Annotated in this window: 19 protein-coding genes and 1 riboswitch; of the genes, 9 read left to right on the plus strand and 10 right to left on the minus strand. The window is 44.8% G+C overall.

Annotated features, from left to right (window positions below):
• The first annotated feature begins 238 nt into the window (after nucleotides 1-238).
• On the plus strand, nucleotides 239-3,730 hold the full coding sequence (locus N288_RS07565) for a CheR family methyltransferase (RefSeq protein WP_232217711.1): 3,492 nt from the start codon (nucleotides 239-241) through the stop codon (nucleotides 3,728-3,730).
• Between the two features lie 10 nt (nucleotides 3,731-3,740).
• Here N288_RS07565 and N288_RS07570 read toward each other — a convergent pair whose 3' ends face one another.
• Nucleotides 3,741-4,346 carry a hypothetical protein gene (locus N288_RS07570; protein WP_009794203.1) on the minus strand — a complete coding sequence of 202 codons (606 nt, stop codon included), beginning with the start codon at nucleotides 4,344-4,346 and terminating at the stop codon, nucleotides 3,741-3,743.
• Nucleotides 4,347-4,406: 60 nt separating this feature from the next.
• A complete protein-coding gene (locus N288_RS07575; RefSeq protein ID WP_009794204.1) occupies nucleotides 4,407-5,054 on the minus strand; it encodes a cobalamin B12-binding domain-containing protein in 648 nt (215 codons plus the stop codon).
• A 121-nt stretch (nucleotides 5,055-5,175) separates the two neighbouring features.
• Here N288_RS07575 and N288_RS07580 point away from each other — a divergent pair, with 121 nt between their 5' ends.
• Nucleotides 5,176-5,544 carry a hypothetical protein gene (locus N288_RS07580; protein ID WP_009794205.1) on the plus strand — a complete coding sequence of 123 codons (369 nt, stop codon included), beginning with the start codon at nucleotides 5,176-5,178 and terminating at the stop codon, nucleotides 5,542-5,544.
• A 59-nt stretch (nucleotides 5,545-5,603) separates the two neighbouring features.
• Here the strand turns inward: N288_RS07580 and N288_RS07585 are convergent, their stop codons facing one another.
• On the minus strand, nucleotides 5,604-9,932 hold the full coding sequence (locus N288_RS07585) for a S8 family peptidase (RefSeq protein ID WP_009794206.1): 4,329 nt from the start codon (nucleotides 9,930-9,932) through the stop codon (nucleotides 5,604-5,606).
• Between the two features lie 660 nt (nucleotides 9,933-10,592).
• Here N288_RS07585 and N288_RS07590 point away from each other — a divergent pair.
• The 5 genes from N288_RS07590 to N288_RS07610 all read left to right on the plus strand — a co-directional run bounded on the left by N288_RS07590 (nucleotide 10,593) and on the right by N288_RS07610 (nucleotide 15,292).
• The gene (locus N288_RS07590) at nucleotides 10,593-11,120 is read left to right on the plus strand and encodes an RNA polymerase sigma factor (RefSeq protein WP_009794208.1); all 528 of its coding nucleotides are present in this window, start codon (nucleotides 10,593-10,595) and stop codon (nucleotides 11,118-11,120) included.
• Nucleotides 11,104-11,724, plus strand: a complete 621-nt coding sequence (locus tag N288_RS07595; RefSeq protein WP_009794209.1) for a hypothetical protein — start codon at nucleotides 11,104-11,106, stop codon at nucleotides 11,722-11,724. The genes N288_RS07590 and N288_RS07595 overlap by 17 nt, the downstream gene beginning before the upstream one ends.
• Before the next feature lie 348 nt (nucleotides 11,725-12,072).
• Nucleotides 12,073-13,365, plus strand: coding sequence for an ABC transporter substrate-binding protein (locus tag N288_RS07600; RefSeq protein WP_009794210.1), 1,293 nt, complete (start codon nucleotides 12,073-12,075; stop codon nucleotides 13,363-13,365).
• A 74-nt stretch (nucleotides 13,366-13,439) separates the two neighbouring features.
• Nucleotides 13,440-14,420, plus strand: a complete 981-nt coding sequence (locus tag N288_RS07605; protein WP_022543631.1) for a carbohydrate ABC transporter permease — start codon at nucleotides 13,440-13,442, stop codon at nucleotides 14,418-14,420.
• Nucleotides 14,417-15,292 carry a carbohydrate ABC transporter permease gene (locus N288_RS07610; RefSeq protein WP_009794212.1) on the plus strand — a complete coding sequence of 292 codons (876 nt, stop codon included), beginning with the start codon at nucleotides 14,417-14,419 and terminating at the stop codon, nucleotides 15,290-15,292. The genes N288_RS07605 and N288_RS07610 overlap by 4 nt, the downstream gene beginning before the upstream one ends.
• 727 nt (nucleotides 15,293-16,019) lie before the next feature.
• Here N288_RS07610 and N288_RS07615 read toward each other — a convergent pair.
• The 6 genes from N288_RS07615 to N288_RS07640 all read right to left on the minus strand — a co-directional run bounded on the left by N288_RS07615 (nucleotide 16,020) and on the right by N288_RS07640 (nucleotide 20,525).
• Nucleotides 16,020-16,778: a hypothetical protein gene (locus N288_RS07615; protein WP_009794213.1), complete on the minus strand. Its 759-nt coding sequence runs from the start codon at nucleotides 16,776-16,778 to the stop codon at nucleotides 16,020-16,022.
• 175 nt (nucleotides 16,779-16,953) lie between these two features.
• Nucleotides 16,954-17,724: a TatD family hydrolase gene (locus tag N288_RS07620; protein ID WP_022543632.1), complete on the minus strand. Its 771-nt coding sequence runs from the start codon at nucleotides 17,722-17,724 to the stop codon at nucleotides 16,954-16,956.
• Nucleotides 17,721-18,467, minus strand: coding sequence for an ABC transporter ATP-binding protein (locus N288_RS07625; protein WP_009794215.1), 747 nt, complete (start codon nucleotides 18,465-18,467; stop codon nucleotides 17,721-17,723). Before N288_RS07625 ends, N288_RS07620 begins: the two co-directional genes overlap by 4 nt.
• Nucleotides 18,464-19,228 carry an ABC transporter permease gene (locus tag N288_RS07630; RefSeq protein WP_009794216.1) on the minus strand — a complete coding sequence of 255 codons (765 nt, stop codon included), beginning with the start codon at nucleotides 19,226-19,228 and terminating at the stop codon, nucleotides 18,464-18,466. The genes N288_RS07625 and N288_RS07630 overlap by 4 nt, the downstream gene beginning before the upstream one ends.
• Nucleotides 19,225-19,515, minus strand: a complete 291-nt coding sequence (locus tag N288_RS07635; protein ID WP_009794217.1) for a thiamine-binding protein — start codon at nucleotides 19,513-19,515, stop codon at nucleotides 19,225-19,227. The genes N288_RS07630 and N288_RS07635 overlap by 4 nt, the downstream gene beginning before the upstream one ends.
• Nucleotides 19,516-19,526: 11 nt before the next feature.
• Nucleotides 19,527-20,525: an ABC transporter substrate-binding protein gene (locus N288_RS07640; protein WP_009794218.1), complete on the minus strand. Its 999-nt coding sequence runs from the start codon at nucleotides 20,523-20,525 to the stop codon at nucleotides 19,527-19,529.
• Between the two features lie 162 nt (nucleotides 20,526-20,687).
• Nucleotides 20,688-20,796, minus strand: a riboswitch (TPP riboswitch).
• 236 nt (nucleotides 20,797-21,032) lie between these two features.
• Here N288_RS07640 and N288_RS07645 point away from each other — a divergent pair.
• Nucleotides 21,033-21,671 (plus strand): cell wall hydrolase, encoded by a 639-nt coding sequence (locus N288_RS07645; RefSeq protein WP_022543633.1) that lies wholly within the window; start codon nucleotides 21,033-21,035, stop codon nucleotides 21,669-21,671.
• A 22-nt stretch (nucleotides 21,672-21,693) separates the two neighbouring features.
• Here N288_RS07645 and N288_RS07650 read toward each other — a convergent pair whose 3' ends face one another.
• Nucleotides 21,694-22,140, minus strand: a complete 447-nt coding sequence (locus tag N288_RS07650) for a YkvA family protein (protein WP_022543634.1) — start codon at nucleotides 22,138-22,140, stop codon at nucleotides 21,694-21,696.
• A gap of 106 nt (nucleotides 22,141-22,246) precedes the next feature.
• Here N288_RS07650 and N288_RS07655 point away from each other — a divergent pair, with 106 nt between their 5' ends.
• On the plus strand, nucleotides 22,247-22,969 hold the full coding sequence (locus tag N288_RS07655; RefSeq protein WP_009794222.1) for an NAD-dependent deacylase: 723 nt from the start codon (nucleotides 22,247-22,249) through the stop codon (nucleotides 22,967-22,969).
• Nucleotides 22,970-23,036 lie beyond the last annotated feature (67 nt).

The following is a 23,036-nucleotide window of genomic DNA, read 5'->3' on the forward strand; positions in this document are numbered from 1 at the left end:
TAATCGGAGTATAAACGAATTTCCTATAAGTGGAATCAATGCCCGTATTCCCCTATCTGTTTCAGAGGCTTTGACGGACTCTGCTATTATCAATTTTTTCCCTTGAAGTCCTGTCATCGTTATTGAATATCCAGCGTTCGGCCACAGTGGAGGCCGGCTCATTTCGGCATTAATCAGGAGGAATCAATAAAAATATATGTCTATGAAACAATCAATTAACACTGCCGGAAAAAAATCTTTGGGAAAAGAATTTTATATTGTAGGAATTGGCGCGTCTGCCGGGGGACTGGATGCCATTGAACAGTTCTTTTCGAAAGTACCTGCCGATTCCGGTATGGCGTATATAGTTGTTCAGCATTTATCCTCCAAATATAAAAGCTTTATGCCGGAACTTTTGGCAAAGAAGACCAAAATGAAAATATTGCGGATCAAGGAAGGGATGCAGATCCAGCCTGACACCATCTATCTGAATCCCCCGGATTCCTATACGTCCATTGAAGACGGTACATTCAAGGTGAGCGGATACGAAAAAGACAAACAGCTGCATTTTCCGATAGATGCCTTTCTGATATCCCTCGCTGCGAGCAAAAAGGACAAGGCGGTTTCCATAATCTTTTCAGGAAAAGGAAATGATGGAACGGCTGGAGTTAAAGCGATTAAAGATAATGGCGGAACGGTTATAGTCCAGGATGGACAGTCAGCTAAATTCAATGATATGCCGGAAAGTGCAATTCTTTCAGGCTATGCAGATTATATTGAGGCCCCTTCCAACATGCCCTCTATTCTTAGTTCCTTCAATGAAAGTGTCCTGCCCCGCTACAGCCAGGAAACCTTAGAAGAAATTTTTGGCCTGATAAAAAAGAAAACTGGATTGGACTTCGCATGCTATAAGAAAAACAGCATTATAAGAAGAATTGAACGGCGGATCCTGCAGCTTGAATCCAAGCATCAAAGCGTTGAACAATATCTGGATTATCTGCAGGCAAACAGCGGAGAGGTTGAACATCTTCAAAAAGACCTGCTGATCGGCGTTACCCACTTTTTCAGGGATGAGGAAGCTTTCAAGATCATTGAGGATGTGATCGTGCCGGAAGCCGTCCACCGGAAGGCGGCTGCAAAGGAAGAGCTCAGAATCTGGATTGCCGGCTGTTCCACAGGTCAGGAAGCATACTCCTACGCAATTTTGTTCGACCGCTATGTGCAGAGGATGGGCTTAGACCTTAACATTAGGGTCTTTGCAACAGATATAAATAAAGATGCAATAGAGTTTGCCAGACGGGGGATTTATCCCGGCCATCAGACAGAAGGCATACCAAAGGAACTGCTGAAGAATTATTTTGTGAAAAAAGGAGACAGCTGGGAAATCATCAAGCGCATCCGCAGCCATGTCGTCTTTGCTCCACATAATTTGATAAAAGACTCTCCTTTTGTCAACATGGATTTAATCAGCTGCAGGAACGTCATGATTTACTTTCAGCCGGACCTGCAGCGAAAACTGCTGTCGCTCTTTAATTTTGCTTTAACAGAAAAGGGCACACTCGTTCTCGGACACAGCGAAACAACCGGGAAAATGTCCCATTTCTTCCGTCCTGTCAACAGCAAATGGAATATCTATAAAAATGCGATTTCTGAGAACTGGGTGGTGCAGTCAGAAGGGAGAGTTTCAAAAATGCCGGTTTCGGCAGATCAAGCTGAAAATAGGAGCATTGCGGCAGATTCACTCTCTGCACGCAGGAGGGCGGCTATCCATCAAACCCTTATGGATAATTATGTGCTTCCGTGCATCGTCCTGAATGAAGTCAATGAGGTAATATTCACGTCCCGCCGGGCGAATAAGTATCTGAATTTCCTGAATGAATCCGCGAGCAAAAGCATTTACAAAATGGTCCCTGTCCACCTGTCTGTCATGATTGGGACTGCCCTGAAGAAGTTAGATGGTGAGCGGAGTGAGGTACGATATAAAAACGTCCATTTTGACGTAGATGGCGAGAACCGGTATTTTGATCTGATCGTAAAGAAATTTGCAGCCAACGAATCGCTGGTCATCATCCTTTTTGATGAAGACCAGAATACGAAGGAAAAGAAAACGATGCCACTTTACTTCGATCCGCACAGCACGGTGGCCGAGAGGATAGCAGACCTGGAGCAGGAGCTGTACTATACTCAGCAGACACTCCAGACAACCATTGAGGAGCTTGAGACATCCAATGAAGAACTACAGTCTGCAAATGAAGAGCTTATTGCAGCCAATGAAGAAATGCAGAGCGCCAATGAAGAGATGCATTCGATCAATGAAGAGCTTGTGAATGTAAACAATGAGTATGAACAAAAGATCAAAGAAGTGACCGCCCTTGCCGATGATATGGATAATCTGCTCATCAGCACAAATATAGCAGCGGTATTTCTGGATGCTGAACTGAATATCCGCCTTTTTACACCGGAAGCCAAAAAGGTCATCAATGTCATTGATATGGATGTCGGCAGGCCGTTTTTCCACATCTCGCATAATTTTGAACAGGCATCACTTGTGGAGGATGCTGAAAAAGTCGTCAAATCATTTAGTAAAATTGAGAAAGAGCTCATGTCCAAGGATCATAAATGGTATCTGATGCAGGCATTTCCGTATCGTACAAGTGAGAATGTGATGGACGGGGTTGTCTTTACCTTCAATGATATTACCGAAATAAAACGATTCAACCAGAAGCTCAAACTGACCTCCAATGCCCTTGATCAGAGTCCATCCAGGATCTTGATCATTGATAAATCTGGCAATATTGAATACCATAATAGAGAATTTGCCGAGCATGAGGGAAAGCCTGACAGCTTTGTGGGAAGGAATATTAAAGACCTTTACAGAGATCAAATGGATACAGCTGATTTTGAAGAAATTGAAAATGCCATCATTGCGAAGGAAGTGTGGAAAGGCAGCATGTCCTATCCGCTTGATGGCGGAATCGCCAGGTGGGAGAACGTCTGCTTTTTGCCAATCGAGGACCAGTCCGGAGATGTCAGCAGCTATCTTGGCATCATAGAAGATATTACAGTCCATAAGGCATCCGAGGCTATGCTGCAGAAATCAGAAATGCTGTCTGCAGTAGGGCAGCTTGCTGCAGGAATTGTCCATGAGATCCGCAATCCGCTGACTTCCCTGAAAGGATTTCTGCAGCTGATGATGCAGACTGGCAGCTATAACAAGGAATACACTGAAGTCATGATGTCTGAATTCGGCAGGCTGGAAGCCATCATTGACGAGTTCCTTGTCCTTGCAAAGCCTAAAGCAGCTGTTTATGACCTGGTCAATGTTTCCAAAGTCATCCAGGATGTTTGTGTCCTTCTTGATACACAGGCCATTATGCAGAATATAAGCATCACAGCAGTCCATCAGGATGCACTGCCAAAGATCAGGGGAAATGAAAAAGAGCTGAAGCAAGTTTTCATCAATATGGTGAAAAACGCGATTGAAGCAATGGAAAACGGAGGGACAATCCTGATTGAGACGGGGATGGAAGGAAAAAATCTGCTCGTCAAAATATCCGATCAGGGAAAAGGGATACCCGAGAAGCAGCTTAATAAAATGGGAGAGCCGTTTTACACTACAAAAGAAAAAGGGACAGGCCTGGGAGTCATGGTCAGCTTCAGGATCATTGAGAACCACAAAGGCACTCTCAATTATGCAAGTATTGAAGGGAAAGGGACGACAGCAGAAATCCGTATTCCCTGCATTCAATAAAGGCAGGCTCTCAGTCTATTAAAGAGTCTGCCGCTGACATCATATTCAATAGATTTTTCTGGATCCGCTCCAAATACTCCGCTTTTCCATGTTCAATGGCAAGGGGCTGAAGAATGTTTATCAGATCGATTGATTCAGAAGCTGAATGGCTTATGCTTTTCAGCTTCTTTTTATGTTCGATTGCCATTAGTTTTTCATGCGCATTGCTGCTTACTTCAAAAAGGAGGGGATTATGCAGGCCTCGCGGCTTCAATTCTGCCGGCTGCAGGGATGAAAGCCTGTTTCGGAGCATGGCCAGATGATGCTGAACCTCCAAAAGATTTGAAGAAATGGGGGCACAGCATACATAGATAAGCTTCTTTTCAGGGATGCGTGAATAATAGATATTAAAAAGTTCAACTGCATTTCCAGAGGTGCGCAGATTAATTTCAATCATTTCTCCGCTTTTTTTCTCAGGCATGCTGAATACTTTTTCAAGGCTGTCCTGGTCAGCAAGCTGGATAAAGCTGATGCAATAGGGAAATCTGTCCTCGGCTGCTTCAGAAGCGAACACAATTTTCAAGTCAATATCCAATATGAAAAAAGGGATAGGCAGCAAGTTTAAATCCGTTTTCATGTATAATGCCTCCTTTTTGGTAAAATGACAGCCTGCAGGACCTGCAGGCTGATAACTGTATTATATAGCAATCTCTTTAGATTGGCTTAAAATCCAGGGCTCAAGATCTTCCAATTTCTTAATTAGAACGGTTTCTTTGCTGCAGAAGGGTGTAAAATCATAGCGGTTGATCAGTCTGCTGCCTACCAGAATCTTTGGACGGAACGACAGCTGTTCAAGCTCTTCTATATATTTCTTCAATAAAGGAAGATGGTGGGTCAGTGACAATGAGATGCCGATAACATCCGGCTTCCATTTTTCCGCACTGTTCAAGGCATATTCCAATGGCAGGCTGGCACCTAGATTTTTTACCTCCCAGCCATTTTCTTTGAATATGGAAGCTGTCATCTTTAGTCCGAGATAATGCTGTTCGCCCTCCGGACAAAAGAGGAGGGCTTTTCTTCCCTGTGCTGCTTTCTGGCCTTTTTCAAAAGAGTACTTGGTTAGAATGTAATCACATATTCCAGTCGCAAGATGTTCATCCGCCACAGTAATGAGGTCCTTTTGCCATAGCTCTCCAATATAATGCATACTCTCGCTCAGCAAACTTTCAAATATATAGCAGGATTGATAGTCTTTATAATCATATTCCTGGATAATGGCCCAGCTTCCGTAAATATCGCCTTTCAACAGGTAACTGGCAAGCTCCTTGGCTGCTGCTGAATACAATGATATCAACTCCTGATAAAATAATTGTGACCGATGTCCCAAAAACAATCTCTTATTAATAGTATACTATATAAGAGAATAGAAATCGCGTTCATGGCAAAATTATAGAGGAGGGCCCAAGATGGAAAAACATGATAAAGATAGAATCGTCAAAAAGCTTTTTGAGCGCTTCTATGAAGAGTTTCCATCCCTTGAGAAGTTCGGGGAATCAGGAAAGAGGAGGACAGAAGAAGATATAAATTATCACTTTCAATATTTGGAAACTGCCTATAAGCTGGAAAGCATCCAAATTTTCACTGATTACAGCAAGTGGCTCCAGGATATACTCACTTCCAGGGGACTCGATTCTTTTTATCTGGTACTGAATTTTAAATGGCTGATTGAAGAGATGAATGAGACAGATGCTAAGGAGAAAAACTTTTACATTCAAGCTCTTGAAGAAGGCATAAAGGTCCTTGAAGCTTTGGAAGCAGGGGGAAGCCAGGCCTAGAGGCAAAATGAACAACAAGAAAGCCCGCCGGTTTCCCGGCGGGCTTCTTCTGTGCCTGATTATTTAGCGTTGATGTTCAGCTTGCCTCCAGCTGTCTCTCTTGTTTCATTTCCATAATCGTCCGTCACCTTGACTTCAATTTCTGCGCCAGGGGCTTTGACGTTCTTCGTTGCTGTATAGTAGCCCACATAATGGCCCTCCGACGTTTCCATCATCGGAAGCTCCAGAGCATTTGTCAGCTGTCCGCCGGTATTTGTCAGCGGCATTCTGATGGAGAATACAGCTTTCAGGCCTGGTTCACTGTCAAATTCAATTTTGACGCTTTCGCCGGATTTCAGATCTTTATTTTCTTCCGGCAGCAGGTTCTCAATGACAGGCGCGGTGTATTTAGCAAACACTGTCACTTTTTTGTTTATCTTGTTTTTTGCCTTGTCCTGAGCAGTGACAGTGATGATATTTTCACCTTCGTTTAAAAGGATCCTTAATGAATAGGCTCCGTCCTGGACTGAAGCTTTTTTTCCATTGACTTTTACCCAATCAAGGTTCGCATCTGCAACAGTACCTTCGACAGTAACTGTTTCCTTATTTGTTTTTAAGCCGTCAGCAGGGGAAGTAATTGTCAGTTCCGGTTTTTCCGTATCCACAATGACTTTTACAGGGGCGGAAGAGTCAGTTGTCCCGCTGTCAGTGGCGGCTTTGGCAGTCAGGATATTTTCTCCCTCGTTCAATTCCGCTTCTACAGTAAATTTCCCGGAGTCGTCTGCTGTTGTTTCCGCAGCCTTTTCACCGTTAATGTACAGGTGGACCGCTGTGGATGGGGCAGAATTTCCTTCAATCACTGTCTGTTTTTGCTTTGTGATGGTCCCGTCGGCAGGCGATGTGATAACTGGGGCATTCACTTCGTAGTCCACTGCAGCCCGTATCATATAGTTGCCTTCTTCTGCCGGAACTGGTGACCAGGCACCGCCGACCAGCTGCCAGCTCCTCCCTGCATTTGGACCGTCTTCATCAGTAGCAAGGCCCGGGGTATTTGGATTTGGAGCTGATTGGATATAGACCATGTAAAAATCGCCATTGACCATGATGCCTTTGTCTCTTAAATCAACACGGGTCCATTCACCGTTTCTTAAGGCAGATGCTTCAAATGGCCCGGCAAGTTTTTTCCCCGGGGCACCGTCAGGACCGCTTGCGTCAAAGACTGCAACCTGGAATTCCGTTCCTCCTGGCACCGGCCATTCTGTGTCCCAGAAGCGGAATATTCCGCCGGTGACCATTGCGCTGTTCTGGCCATTTTCAAGTGACATTTTCACAGCCCAGCCGTTACCGGCATCATAAAATGCTCTTGCATTTTCTGCTGATCCGTCGTCATAGCCGATCTCACCAGGATAGCCAATGAATGGCTTCAGCTGGATATTTTGTTCGGCACTTGAACTGCCTTCGATTGTTATTTCGGCTTCTTCGCTATAGTAGGATGGAGCAACAACCTTTAAGGTGTATGTCCCTTCATAGGCTGTTAGCGTATATTGTCCATTCTCATCCGCGTAGACTGGTTCAACAGCTGCATCTTCCATAAGCATAACCATGGCTCCCGGTACAGGCTCGCCGGTCAATTCGTTAGTAACCGAACCTGTAACAGTTCCTTCCGGAATTTCTTCCAGTACAAAGTTTGCTGATGCCTCTCCGTCTTCAGGGATATTGACGCTTTGTGATTCTGACCGGAACCCGTAAGCCTCTGCCTGCACCGTATAAGTGCCGGATGCGTGGGTCATTTCATAGGAGCCATCCTGCGGATCTGTAAAGACTGAACGCCCTGTCTCCAATACGGTGACTTCCGCATTTACAGGAAGTAATGCAGGGGATGGGGCAGAACCATTTTCCTGCTCTTTTTTCCCTTGCTCTTTTTCAGGAACAATTTTGGCAGGGTCGATTTGCTTTTTAGCAGACACTGCCGGCCCGGATGGCCCGGCTGGACCGGTTTTTCCAAGCTGGGCTTTCTTGGATGGTGCGTTAGGTGTATCTGACAGGGACACATCGTCCAAATACCAGCCTTGTTTTTGGACTGAGCTGTCAGTTGTAACATTGAAGGCAATATAGATGCGCTGGCCGGCATATTCGCTCAGATCGACTTCGCCGTCAATCCATCCGGCTGTATTGCCGTTCACCCTCAGCTTTTGGGTCCAATTCTCCATATCTGTTGAAACAAAAACATGGCCATAATCATAGCGGTTCTCCAGCTCGTGCCATTGTTTGAATTGCAGATAGGCATTGCCTTCGCCCAGGTCAACGGGCGGCATGAGAAGCGTCATATTAGCTGAGTTGGCATAATTTCCTCCAAGAGCGGTCGCATAGACTTTCTCACCTGATGCGGCATTTCCCGGGCCGGATGCCGGCGCTCCCCATTCCCAGCTGTCATTTGTTCCATATGAAGTCCAGCCTGCAGGCTGGGACTCAAAATCCTGGCTGTATCCCGTGCTGATCCCCGGGATGACATTAACTTCAAATGTAGCAGACTCGGCGCTGTTTCCGCCGAAGTCTACGGCTTTCCACTGATAGGAAAGAGAGGGTTCCTGGATATCCTCCCCAGGGATGACAGCCTCATAGGTTCCATCAGTATAGCTGCCGGATACTCTTTCGGCTCTAACTGCTGCCGTACTTCCGTCAGGCTTCACATATTCAAGCACGGCATTTGTAACACTGATATTATCTGAAACATCAGCCTGAACAGCAAGGTCCATACCGGCATATGTTTCAGTCTGTGCGTCATGTGAAATGGATGGCGCTTCTTCGTCATCTCCTTCTTTGGAAACCTGGCCCTTTAATTTGCCCAGGCCGGAAACGACGGAAGAGACGGCATCGAACACATTGACAAGTCCATGGCCATAGCCGTTATTCGGTACATTCGGGAATGTGGAGTCTGTAAGCGGTACAGCAGTTGCTGACAGGATTTCTTCAATTTCATCTACTGTCAGGCTTGAATCTGCCTGCCTCAGCAAAGCTGCAGCCGCAGCTACGTGAGGGCCAGCCATGGAAGTTCCGTTCCAGCCTCCTTCATAACCTGAACCCGGAACTGACGAACGGATATTTACCCCTGGTGCTGCAATGTCAGGCTTTATTTCTTCATATGGCGAAGGCCCTTGAAGAGAGAAAGAGCCCAGCCGGTTATTGATGTCTGTTGCCCCGGTAGTATAAGACTCTGGATAATTGCCTGGAGAGGCGACTGAACCAGGTCCGCCTGGATTGGTCAGAGTTGTATTTCCTGCTGAAAATTCCGGGAAGATTTCGGCTGCGCGCCATGACTGGACCATCGGACGGTACCATTCATCAAGTCCGGGTCCGCCGCCCCAGCTGTTATTTACAACATCCGGAGCCTGTTCAGGGTGTGGAGTGCCATTGGCATCTTTAGGAGCAAGGATCCATTCCCCAGCCTCCAGAAGGTCGACATCTGAGCCCCCGCTTGGACTGAAAGCTTTTACAGAAATAAATTTGGCTCCTGGTGCAACTCCAATCTGGTTTGCACCGCCAGGATCAGAACCGACCATGGTGCCGGTAACGTGAGTGCCATGGCCATCGTCGTCATATGGGGAGGATTGTCCTCCTACTGCATCAAACCAGTTGTAAGTATGTGAAGGCTGATCAGGGTTTGAAGGATCATAGCCGCGGTATTTTTCCTTGAGCGCGGGATGGTTCCACTGGACGCCTGTATCAATTGAGGCGACAACAGTCCCGGACCCGTCTATGCCCATGTCCCAGGCGGCTGGGGCACCGACCCTGTCTATGTTCCATTCAATGGAGCTGGTTTTATTGTCTGCTGTTTGTTCCATCTGGATGGAAGGCTTAGAGGCTTCTTTTACAGGCTTATGAAGCTGTCTGGTCTCATTAGGAAGGATTTTGTCTACTTCTGGAAAGCTTGCAAGCTTTTCCATGACATCTTTAGTGGCTGTGACGGCAATGCTGTTCACAATATAGAAGGATTTGCTATCTTTCGCTTTGCCGGCTTTTTCCTGCTGCTCAATATATTTGAGTACTCCGGCCTGTGTTTCGGCTGCGACGGCTCTTAAAGAGGAAACTACTGCAGATCTTTTCATGAATTTTGCCTTGGAGGAAGTTGCTTTATCAGCTGAAGCTTTTTTAGCTGCTTCTTGAGCGGCTTTTTTTGTGTCCGCCTGCTCTTTCATTTTTATAAGGAAGGTGACCTTGTCTTTTCCATCAAATTGATCAAGGAGCCTGCCCGAGATTTTGTTTTTTGAAGACCCGGGGGAAGCTTTCTTCATCGAAACATGCGGAGACTTGCCGGCATCCGCCTGTGCTTGATAAGGACTAAGCAGCGGAATGATCAAAAGTGCCGTGAGCAAGAGATAAAGCCAGCGAAAATGCTTCTTGTTCTTCATGAACTATTCCTCCTCTTTTCTATTCATTTTTCATTACAGCAGCTTACAGCCCTCCTTTCTATAAATTTTCCAGTTATGGCATTTCCTGCTGTGACACTTACTGTATCGGAAATAAAAGAATCAAGTTGTCGAAATATGATGGAAAAAGTACTCTTCTCCATGAAATCATTCAATCATCCCAGCAGTTAAAACGCGCATGGACGATTCATAGGCCTTTTTCAATCCATTCTGCTGTATAAAAGCAGGGAATTATATCCATATGTTGCTAAAAAGAGAGGCTGATGCTGAAAAAATAAGAGAATAAGATTATATAAGTCAGGTTTGCCAAGAAAAATTGAAAGAAGCTCCAGCTAAATAGATTGCGGGATTTTAAAAGAGGAAGGGAGGAATATAGAAGAAATTGTAGAAAAAATAAGAAAAGCTGCCTGCAGCCTTGGAGACATTTTACGTAACCATACAGAATCTGAAAAAGTTGCAGACATATTGCATCATTTTATAAAAAAGTTTGAAAATGATGCTTTGTCTCTACTTTTCCTGTCCAGGGCAGGAGGAAAGATGCAGGTACGGCCTATCCTCCAATAAAAAATAAAAAATATGAATGGAAGCTGTTTCCTTTTCTGCTGTCAATCGTCTAACTATGTGCAAGAGGGGGCGCCTACAATGAATAAAGTTTCTGCAGAAACGTTTGAGAACATCTATTACGAATACAGCGACAAAATCTACGGATATATCTTCATGTATGTAAACAATAAAGAAATAGCAGAAGATCTGACTCAGGATACGTTTATAAAAGCTTATAAGCATTTCCACCAATTCAATGGCGAATCCCATATCTTCACCTGGCTTGTGAGGATTTCAAGAAATGTAGCCATTGATTATATCCGGAAGAGGAACCGCTTCAAGTTCTTTTCCATTGAAAAATATCAATTTGATTCAGGTCATGACACACCAGTGGAAATTATGGTAAAAGGGGAAAAAACAGCCAGGCTCTATGCTGCCATCCATGCACTGAAGCTGAGCTACCAGGAAGTCCTTATCCTCCGGAAAATCAAGGAGTTTTCAATCAAGGAAACAGCACAGGTCCTGGGATGGAATGAGAACAAAGTGAAAATAACCACATCCAGGGCAATGGCTGCCCTGAAAAAAGAGATGGAAAAAAGGGGGGATACCCTTGAAGGAGTTATTTGAAGATACGATATCATTTGAAAAGCTTGATGATATTCCCCGTTCCAAAATGCAAAAGGACCGTTCCTTCAAAAAGATTATGGAAGCTGCAGAACCCGGGAGGCTTGGGAAAAAACAGGTCAGGCAGTTCCCTTGGGTGAAGGGACCTCTTTTGACTGCAGCAGCGTTTTTTGTTGCGGCTGTCTATTTTTACTCCCAATTCAGCATTCCGGATCAGGACAGCACTTTCGCTGAACTGAAGGAGCTGCCGATAGCGGATGTCATTACAGCAGAAACAGATTCAGAATACAGCTACATTACCAACGGCGTCAATATAGAGCTTAATGAATCCAGCTATGCCGAAAACCCTTTCATGAAAGCAATGATCAGGTCCATGCTGCATGAATCGGCCCCAACCAATTATACTCCGGCAGAAAAGCCTTCATATGACGCTCTTATAAGGTTTAAAGGAGGCGACACGCTTCAGCTGAAACTCTGGAATGTCAATGAGGTCATTTACTTCCGGGAGGAAAGCAGTAAAGAATTCTTTAAGGCTCCTGAAAAGTTATCCAGAAGCATTTTCAAAACCCTGAAAAAGGAAGGGTTCAGCTGGAAGAAAGCCGGATGATGAAAAAGCAGTATAGATTGGGAATTGAAGAGGCCGGCAGAAAGAGGCCAATTTAAATAACAATAGGAAAAGGCACATGGGATGGAAATGCCCATGCGCCTTTTTTGTTTGTGCATGCAGAATATTCATACTGCAAAATAGCAGGACTGGTACGTGAATCCAAATTTAGAAAAAAATATTTAGACAATTTTCGATATTTTTTTGACAAGCAGGTTTAGAAGCAGAAGAAGCGGGTAGTTTTACAGTAAATTCCTTCTCGGAGTTCAGCACCGTTATGGATCCTTTGCGCAAAGGCAGCTGGGTGTTATTTAGGGAGAAAAAAATTAGACAAATATTAGGGGGATACATATGAAAAAGGGGATAGCCTTATTAATTTCTGTCTTTCTGCTTCTTGGCGTTCTGGCCGGATGCTCAGGCGGAGAGTCTGCCCAGGCGGAAAAAACGAAAGATGGAAAAGTAGTCATTGATTTCTGGACATTCTGGGGATCAGAAACAAGAAGGCCAATCATTGAAAAAATCATAGACGATTACAATGGGTCACAGGATAAGGTTTTTGTTAAGCATACATATTTGCCTTGGGGAGATATTTGGACAAAGAACCTTGCTTCAGTAGCTGCCGGGAACCCGGCAGATGTCATCATCAATGATATCAATACAGTCGGGCAGCGGGCGGAAGCCAAACAGGTTGAAGATTTAAGCAAATATATGGATGAAGGCTTCAAGGATCAGTTTTATCCTCATCTTTGGGACACAGTCCTTTATGAAGACAAGCCTTATGCAGTTCCATTCAATACTGATACCAGACTTCTATTCTATAACAAAACAGCGTTCAAAGAAGCCGGCCTTGATCCAAATAAGCCGCCTTCTACATGGGCAGAGCTTGAAGAATATGCCGAAAAGCTTGATGTGAAAAACGGCAAAACCTATGACAGGGTCGGATTCTATCCGCTTTGGGGAAGCATTGGGGCAGGCAGCTGGATGATCAGTGCTGATGGAGGAAAGAACTTCATCGACAATGGTGAGCTGAAAATCAATACGCCTAAGAAAGTAGAAGCACTGGAATGGGTTCTCAAATGGCAGGACCGCCTTGGCGAGTCAAATGTTCAGGCGCTGAAGGCCGAATTTGGAAGTGAACAGTCCAATCCTTTCATTGCCGGAAAAGTGGCCATGTGGGTGGATGTAGGAACTTTTTATACTCAGATCAGGGACTATGGGCAGGATATGGATTTTGGAGTAGCTCCAATCCCGGCTTATGAAGAAGGAGCTGAAAACTGGAGTGATGGAGGCGGTTTTGTTGCCGAGGTGCCAAAAGGCTCCAGCAATCCGGAAGAAGCAATGGACTTCATTAAGTATCTGACCGGACCTGAAGCTCAGAAATACTGGGCTATGGAGAACTTTGACAATGTTGCCAGCATTGAAGGTGCAGACGCTGCAGCAGAAGAGCTTGAAGGAAAAGATAAAGAGGTCTATGAAGCGACCATAAAAAATCTTGAAGATACTCAGCTTTTCCCAATCCCGGTTGAATATCCTGATTATTTGAGCAGGGTAAATCCACAGATCGACAATGCCCTGCTTGGGAAGCAGTCGCCTGAAGAGGCACTGGAGAAAGCGGAAAAAGACGTTGAAAAACTAAAAAGATAATACATTCTGGAAGAAGAGAAGGGATCTCCTTCTCTTCTTCGAATGCAATCATTTCTGGGAAAGGGTGAAGGGGTATGAAATCGTATGACTCTACAATTGCTCAAAACGAAGCGAACAGCATGGGCAAAGAGAAGGCTAAGTCTGAGCCGAAGCGGCTTTCGCGAAAAGCGAAAGATAATTTATTTGGCTATTTATTCATTAGTCCCTGGATCATCGGCTTTCTGGGACTGACTCTCGGACCGCTCTTATTTTCATTATTTGCAAGTTTTACAGATTATAATATAACGTCAAGAATGAACTTCATCGGGCTGGATAATTTTAAAAGGATGTTTACGATTGATGATCTTTTCAAAACATCGCTCTGGAATACAATCTATTATGTATTATTTTCCGTACCATTGACCACGGCTGGCGCTATCCTTCTGGCTGTGCTGCTGAATCAGAGAGTAAAAGGGATGAAATTTTTCAGGACAGTCTATTATCTGCCTGCCATTCTTTCTGGTGTCGCTGTCTATTTTTTATGGATGCAGCTATTAAGTCCTTCGACAGGCCTTGTCAACACTTTCCTTGCCTGGTTTGACATAGAAGGCCCGGCATGGCTGTTTGATCCTGAATGGACAAAGCCTGCCCTGCTGCTAATGAAGATGTGGAGCGTCGGCGGAGGCATGCTCCTGTATCTTGCCAGCCTGCAGGGAGTTTCGGCCCAGATGTATGAAGCAGCAGACCTGGATGGGGCAAGTTCATTCCAGAAATTTTTCCATATCACTCTGCCGATGATTTCACCGATCATCTTCTTTGATGTCATTACAAGCACTATTGGATCTTTTCAAATTTTCCAGGAAGCGTATGTGATGACCGAGAACGGAGACGGAGGTCCGGGGAATTCCCTGCTGTTCTACAACCTTCATATGTGGAACAATGCGTTTGAAATTTTTGATATGGGCTACGCCTCAGCGATGGCTTGGCTGCTGTTCCTGATTGTCATGGTACTGACAGTCATCAATCTGACACTCGGAAAAAAATGGGTTCACTATGAAGGAGGAGACAACAAATGAAGCAGGCAGCTGCTGAAGCACCGAGGTTCTATGAGACAAAAAAATTCAGGCAGCGGACAAAGCATCTCTTTGTTGCTTTCCTGCTTCTGGCTGGAAGCATACTGATACTATCGCCGCTGTGGTGGATGATTTCAACTTCCCTGAAATCACCGCAGGAAATCGCCCAATACCCGCCAACCTTCATTCCGACCGAATTCCATTTCTCGAATTATCTGGAGGCATGGCAGACAGCGCCATTTACAAGATGGGCGTTTAACACCTTATTTATTGCCCTTGCCGGCATGATTGGGAGCGTGCTTGTTAATTCTCTCGTTGCCTATGCATTCGCAAAAATTCGTTTCAAAGGCAGAAATGCTCTTTTCGTCATCGTATTATCTACCATGCTGATACCGGGTTTTGTCACTATGGTTCCGCAATACATCCTGTTTTCTAAGCTGGGATGGATCAACACTTATCTTCCCTTGATCGTTCCTGCCTTCCTGGGAAGTGCATTTTTCATCTTCCTGTTAAGGCAGTTCATGATGGGCATCCCGAATGAATTGATTGAAGCGGCGGTTCTTGACGGTGCGAGCCATCTGCAGATCTGGTGGAATATCATGCTCCCGCTTACCAAACCCGCACTTATTACAGTCGCGCTGTTCTCCTTTAATGGAGCATGGAATGACCTGCTGGGCCCGCTGCTGTATATAAATGATGAAAGCCTGTATACTCTGCAGATTGGACTGCAGACATTCAAAGGAACAGTATCCACCCAGTGGCACTACCTGATGGCCATGTCAGTAACCGTTCTTCTGCCGGTCGTCCTGCTGTTCTTTTTCTTCCAAAAACACTTCATCGAAGGCTCAAATATAGCATCGGGGAGTAAGGGGTAAGAAAAGCAGAGGCTCTATAGCTGGATGAGCTCTACAAATAGAAAAGCAGAAACGGTTTGCCCCCAAAAGGTCCTCAGACTAATAACGCCACGTTCGGTGGAAAGGTCTGGATGACCAGCATCCTATGTCTCAGGCTGTAAAATAGCCGAATAGATGCTCAAAAAGAAAGAAGCCATGCCGTGGATATTAGCAGTTCAGATAATGTGGAACAAATCTTAAATCACAGGCCTAATAAGATACGTTTTCGTAACGTAAATAACAGGGGAATTAACAAACCGAAAAAGCTTGGGATATCCCAAGCTTTTTCTATTTAATATGTTATTCTAATTTAATTTATGCACCAAACGCTGAATAGTAGAAAAACCGAGGATTTCCCGTTATACTTTTGCATGCTTAAACAGTGAAACTAGGTTCCATGCTATTTGAAAATTATAGAGGGACAAATTCCCCTTATTTTGCATATAGTACTAAAAATAGCTTTAATAGAGGGATAAATTCCTCTTATTTGACTTGAAGGACGTGAAAACAGGTAGTTTTACTTTGCATAGAGGGAGAAACTTCCCTTATTTTCTCCAAAAACACTATTAATCTGAATTTAACAGTAAATACTCCCCTTATATTTCTGTCACCGGTTACTGACTCTTCATCTTCCCAACTTTCTTATCTGCTGGCATATATAGCCACTGCTACTTAACGCGGATGGCAAGCCTTCTTTCTTTATAATCAATTAAGCCGGTGCCGGACAGGTGGTTTTCCAGACGCCTTTTACACAAACCTTATCCTTGGGCACATAGCAATCAATGATTGTTTTGCCGGCGCACAGCAGCCTGCCGACTGAATATTGTGAGCCCGATGAACAGTAGCTGCCGACCAAATTGGCACATGGAAGAGAAACGCTCCCATTGGTATAGCTTGTACATTGCCAGCAAAGATAGTTGCTTCCGTTCACACCTTCTTCACCTGCAGGATTCCCGCTTTGCAGCCCCGCTGAACTGACCATGCTTTCTGCTTTTTCCTCCGTCTGCACGGCAAGTTCTGCGTATAAATCTGTCTCAGACACATCAATTGCAGTGGTGGTGCCGGTGGAGAGTTCTTCAAGATAGATAGCTTGATCTTTGAGAATGCTGCTATAGTCGATAATATAAGCCTGCATATCATCATTGATGCTGTCATAAGCAAACGTAAGGATGGAGGAGAAACTGACAGTGGCTGCACCGCCTGCGGCAAGTGAAGCTTCTTCCTTATATTTAATCTCATACTGGACAATCCAGCCATACTGCTGGTCTTTTTCGTCTTTAAGCGGATTCAGGATATAAGGATCGTTTGAGAGAAAGTCATCTTTAAAGTCCTTATACTCTTCTGTCTTCTTTACGAGCTTAAGAAATTGTTCTTCAGAGGGAATCAGGCTGGCAGTTTCCGGCTGGGCAAAAGCAGAGGTGGAAAAAGAAAACAGGATGATAAGCAGAATCAGACCATATTTTTTCATTCAGCAGTCCTCCAATAAGTTTTTCTTTTACTGTACCTTATATTTCCATTTGGAGATATGGGGAAAATTTATTAAAGGAAAAATGGTTCTATACTACTAAAGAGATCAGATGTGTCTTTTAATATCCCATTCCTGTTTTACCAACAAAAAGCACCCTGCGTAAACAGAGTGCTTCTCATATTCTATAAAAATCCCTGGTATTAGTCAGCAGGAGCGTATATACCTCCGGCAATGCCATTTTTTTGATTTCAGCGATTTTAGCTGCTGAACGATGGATCATGAGTGGTGAAGTCATTTGTTTATTGAAAGGCCCTTCGAATGGCCAGGGACCGTCTGTTTCTGCCATCACCTGCCTGATTGGATAGTCTTTTACCAGAGATTGAATTTCCCCTTCGTACAATACATCAGGAGTCACTGAGATGAAATAGCCATTGGCGGCCATTCGTTCAGCCGTAAGAGCTGAGCCTTTGAACCAATGAAAATGGGCTTTTTCAATAGAATACTTTTCAAGCAGGCTGCATACTATCTCTGCATCTTCATAGATGCTATGGAGGATGACGGGGAGCTGCCACTCCTTTGCTTTCTGGACAAACAGCTCCAGTATTTCAAGATAAGGTTCCAGGCCTATAAAGGAAGCACCCTGTTCTTGTCTTAAATAGTATGGAAGGCCGACCTCTCCGATGGCTATCATATTTTCTTTATGATCCCCCATCCAGCCTATCAGATCAGCAAGTTCTGCTTCAGGAGGGGGGACCTGTTCCGGATGGTACCCAAAAGCCGGCTTTACCTTTGAAAACCTCTCTGCAAGGAGCAGGTTCTTTTTGCAGGAGCTGAGATCCCACGAGACAGTTATGAGTGATTCGAGCTCCTGTATGCTGCAAATATTAGCAATATCCTGATCTGCATAGCGGTCCAGGTGGATATGGCTGTCAATAATCTTGTTCATCCTTTTTCCCTCTTTGGCCGCAGCGAATGATGGACCTTTCTTTTCCATTCCAGAAATTCCTCTTCCAGGAACAGTTCTTCTCTTCTTGGCCGGGAAAAAGGCACCGTAAATTCCGCTGCTGTATGGGCCGGCTTTTCTGATAAGACGATGATGCGATCTGACAGAAAAAGAGCTTCTTCTATATTATGAGTGATAAAGATGATGGCCGGCCGCTGCTCTTCCCAAATGGTCAGGAGCCACTTCTGCATATCAAGCCGCGTCAGTTCATCCAGCGCTGAAAAGGGCTCATCCAGGCAAAGAAGCTCCTGCGGGCTGAGCAGCGCCCTGATGAAGGAAGCGCGCTGCTTCATTCCGCCGGATAATTCATGCGGATAGGCATGCGCATACTGCCCGAGCCCTGCTTTATGTATCATTTCCATGGCTTTTTCCTTATCTGTTCTGCCTGTCAGTTCCTGTCCCAGAAGGACATTTTGCAAAACTGTCCTCCACGGAAGAAGGGAAGGGGTCTGCGGCATATAACTCATGAAACCTTTTTGGCCATTGATCGATTGGCCGTTCATCTGGATGCTTCCTTCATCGGGTAGAAGCAGTCCCCCAATCAGATTGAAAATGGTGCTTTTTCCGCTTCCCGAAGGCCCGAGAAGGGAGACGAATTCACCTTCATTAACTTCAAGGCTTAAGTTATTAAGGACCATCTGTTCCCCAAAAGATTTTGATATATTATCCAGGTGCAGGAGATTCATTTTATCTGCTCCTTTTTATTCCATTTTAAAAGCAGGCTCTCTGCCAAAAGGATTGCTCCGAAGAAAATCAGGCTTAGTATCATAATGGCAAATATGGCTACAAAAACACGGTCTGTCCGGAAGGAGGAGGAGGCGAGAGTCATAAAAACGCCTATCCCTTTTTCCGAACCGAGCCATTCTGAGATGACAGCGCCCATAACACTGTAGGTGGCCGAGATTTTCAGCCCTGAAAATAGCGAGGGCAGGGAGCCGGGCCATTCCAGCTTCCAGAACAGCTGCCTTTTGGTGGCTCCTGACATGGCCATATAATGCTTAAGCTCGGCTGGAACCTGCCTGAAACCGTCCAAAGCTGCCACAGTGATTGGAAAAAAACAGACAAGAATAATGACAATAAATTTCGGCAGCAGCCCAAACCCGAACCAGATGACAAGGAGAGGGGCAAGGACGATGACAGGGACATTCTGGGATAGTATCAGCAGCGGGTAAACAGATTCCCTTACAGCCGGCAGACGGTGAAGGATGATGGCCGCGGTGAGCCCGAAAACAGTCCCCAGTGCAAAGCCGGCCAGTGATAATAGCACAGTTGACGCCAGGTGGCCGGAAAAACGGGCCCAGCTTTCCACAGATTCAGCCATGATGTCAGAGGGCGGCGGCAGGAGCCAGGCAGGGACTTCTGCCAGCCTTACTGCTGCTTCCCAGAGAATGAACAAAAGGAGGAGAACCGCTGCCGGCTTCCATCCTTTTACAGCCACTTTCTTCATTTGTATTTATCCGTCAGGTCATCCATCGTGATCCCATCAGGCTGAAACAGAATTTTGACTTGAGAAATCACATTTTTGCTTCCCATTGCAATCATTCTTTCATTCATCCTTGCGATGATCCGGAATAGCTCTTCAAGCTCGCCTTCCATCGTTGTCTCCAGTGGATGGACCTCGTATTTCACTCCGGATTCTGCAATGATTTTAATTGCTTCATCTACATATGGAATAACATCTTCCCCGTTTTTTGTTTTAGGTATAATCTGAATGCTGATCAGTGTACTGGCCATTATGGTTCCTCCTATTCTGGCAAAAATTCATTGGTAAAAGCTTTTTCAGCGTCCAGCTCGCTGTCCAGCAGTTTATTTTCATACATCCATTGGGCATAGTTTTCCCAAACCTCTATACTCTGTTCTCCCCATTGTTCTGCATCATCCTGATATTTTGGAGACAGCCATTCCTGGCTTTTCTTGACCAGCTCGGCGTCTAAATCAGGTGCAGCCTCAAGCAGGATATCAGCAGCTTCTTCCGGATTCTTGATTGCAAACTGATAGCCCTGTGATGCTGCTTTTACAAAGGCTCTGACAGTATCAGGACTATTTTTGATCATTTTCTCATTTGTAGCCAGAACAGGTGTATAATAATCGAGTTTATCGGAATAGTCGGTAAGGTAGACCATATTCAGATCTTCTCCGCGAAGCTCCGCCTCGACGCCAGTCCACCCATAATAAATCCAGGCAAAATCGATATCCCTTTTAACAGCTGTAAAGAAATCGGCATCCCCCATGTTAACAAAGGAAACATCAGAGACATCTGCATTTTCCTGCTTCATTAATGAGGCGATAACAGATTCCTCAACAGGCGATCCCCAGCCTCCATATTTTTTCCCGGCAAAATCCTTTGGCGAGTCGATATTTTTTGCTGCAGGAGAAGCAAAGCCGGACGTATTATGCTGTATGACGGCGGCTACCGACACAAGCGGGACACCCTGAACCCGTGCCTGTGTAATACTTTCCTGATAGCTGACGCCAAAGTCGGCCTTACCGGAAGCAACCAGCTGGTCTGCTCCAGCGTCACCAGGCATGATGATTTCTGCATCAAGGCCATTTTCTTTGAAAAAATTCTTTGCTTTGGCAGCGTAAAGTCCAGTGTGATTAGTATTTGGTGTCCAGTCAAGGACAACCGTTATCTTTTCCAGGTCCTGCCCTTTATCAGCTTGTCTTTCTTCCTGACCAGTCTGTCCTCCGGTGCAGCCGGCAAGCAGGCAGACAGTGCACAATGCGCTGAGCCATTTCTTCATGATCAATCCTCCATGCTGTTTCTGATATTATTCCAAAAAGACCGCCGGTTAATGGCATAAACTAATTCTGGACAACCGCGGGCGGAGGTGCTGTTCCTTTATATCCCGATGCAAACAAAAAAGCGCCCGGATTTCAGAACCCGTGCGCAATAAAAAACATTCATCAATTAAGAATATGTTTCCTACGCTGGCATCTCTCCAGATCAGGTTCAAAGGGTCCTTTATTGTAAAAATAAAGTCTCAACCGTGCCCGGTTCCCCCACAATTCTCTCCTATTTACAGCCGCATAAAGCAGCCGGTCCGTTCAGAGCTCCCGCATTCATCCGGGAATCATGGTCCATTATAACAGATATTCTCTGCAATGGCATTGAAACAGCTTTCTTCCGGAAAATTCGGAGTTATCCCTATATATCCCTGTGCTGCCATGGAAAGAATTAAGTTTGGAACTGAATCTTTATCTGTGATAGGGTAAGGAATGTTGAAAAAAGATTGAATGGAGGAGAAGACATGAAATATCTTGCCTTAATGATTGCTGCATTCATGCTGATCTCATTCCAGATTGTCCAAAATCCCGGAAAACAAGCATTTGCCAAGACGATTGATAATGTCGATATATATACTGTAAAAGAAGAGGATAGCCTTTCGAAGCTCAGCAGGCAATTTGGTGTGGCTGCAGAGGATATACAGAAGGCTAATTATAAAAAGGATGAAAAGATATTTGCCGGAGATAAGCTCATCATTCCGTCTGCTCCAAAGAAAAAGAAGCGGATAACAGAACAAAAGGTCAGCTTATCTAAAGGAGAAAAAGATCTTTTGGCAAGGCTTGTGCATGCGGAGGCAAAAGGTGAGCCGCATGCCGGAAAAGTCGCTGTGGCTGAAGTGGTCCTCAATAGAATGAAGGACGAAAAATTTCCGGACACAGTCAAAGAAGTTATTTACGAAGACAGGCAATTTGAGCCTGTGGACAATGGGATGATCAATAAACCGGCAGGGAAGGATTCACAGAAAGCAGTCCAGGAGGCATTGACTGAAGAAAGAAAAGACGGTGAGTCCCTGTTTTTCTTTAATCCTGACCAGACTAACAGCAAATGGCTCCGCACAAGGGCCGTTACAAAAGAAATCGGCAACCACCGGTTTGCGAAATAGAATAAAGAAAAAACTCTTGTTGCTATACAAGAGTTTTTTTGCTGTCTTCTTCCATATCTATAATATTGTCTGGCTGTGTTTCTCTCCATAGCTTAAATCTTTCAAGCTCATTGGCGATTTGCTTGATGATAAAGCCGATGATTGCGGCATCATCCAATATGCCGATTCCGGCAAGAAAGTCGGGGACAAGATCCAGGGGAGACACAAAATAGAGAATGCCAGCAATGACCGTAACAGCTGTTTTTGCAGAAATGTCCCTATACTGTCCCTTTGAGTAGGCTTTAATGAGTTCAAACAGGAGCTGAAGCTTGTCCCATACTTCAGATAGGGAATTTTTCCTGGAATCGGCTTTTTTGCTTGCTTTGGAAAGAAGCCCGCTTGTTTTGCCCGGATCATTTAAGTATTTTGCAGCGCGGCTCTCATATTTTTTATACTCCTTTTCGTAATCTTCCTTTTTGAAAGTCTTCATATATAACATCCTTCCGGTTAAAAGATTCTTTTTTATACTTTTATCCCATTTTCGGATGGTTGAACCCCGGAAAAGTTTATAATAGAGAAAAAAGCGAGGTGTCCTTATGCTTTTAGAGTGGCTGAAAGAGTCAAGCTATACGGTTATATTGACTGGTGCAGGCATGTCAACAGAAAGCGGGCTGCCTGATTTCCGGTCTGCAGGAAGCGGGTTAACGAATACAGTGGATTATGGGAAAATTGCCAGTACAGAAGCTCTCAACCATCATGTCAGCGAATTCATTGAATTTTATCGCCGCAGAGTTATGGGGCTGAAGGAATGCAGTCCCCATGCAGGGCATTATATATTGGCAGACTGGGAAAGGAGGGGAATTGTCCAAAGCATCATTACACAGAATGTAGACGGTTTTCATCAGGCGGCAGGAAGCAGAAATGTGGCTGAACTGCATGGTACACTGCAGCAGGTCCATTGCCAGACATGCGGGAAAATATTTCCGAATGATGAATACATAGATGAGCATTTCCGGTGCAGTGATTGCGGGGGGATTTTGCGGCCGTCCATCGTCCTTTTTGGGGAGATGCTCCCCGAGGAAGCTATTGATTTTGCTGCTGCAGAGTCAGAGAAAGCTGATCTTTTCATTGTCCTTGGCTCATCCCTCTCTGTCACTCCTGCCAATCAGTTTCCGCTCATTGCCAAGCAGTGTGGTGCAAAACTGGTTATCATTAATATGGATCCTACTGATTTGGACCTTTACGCGGACAAAGTCATTAACGGAGAAAAAGCTGGAGAATTGCTGAAAGAGCTTGATGCAGAAATAGGAAAAATGTGAAGCCTCCCATTACATTGGAGGCTTTTTTTATTTTAAAATTTTTCTAGTATAATAAATGATTGACTGT

Origin of the sequence: Bacillus infantis NRRL B-14911 (assembly GCF_000473245.1) — a bacterium.
In the GTDB taxonomy this organism is placed as follows: domain Bacteria; phylum Bacillota; class Bacilli; order Bacillales; family Cytobacillaceae; genus Bacillus_AB; species Bacillus_AB infantis.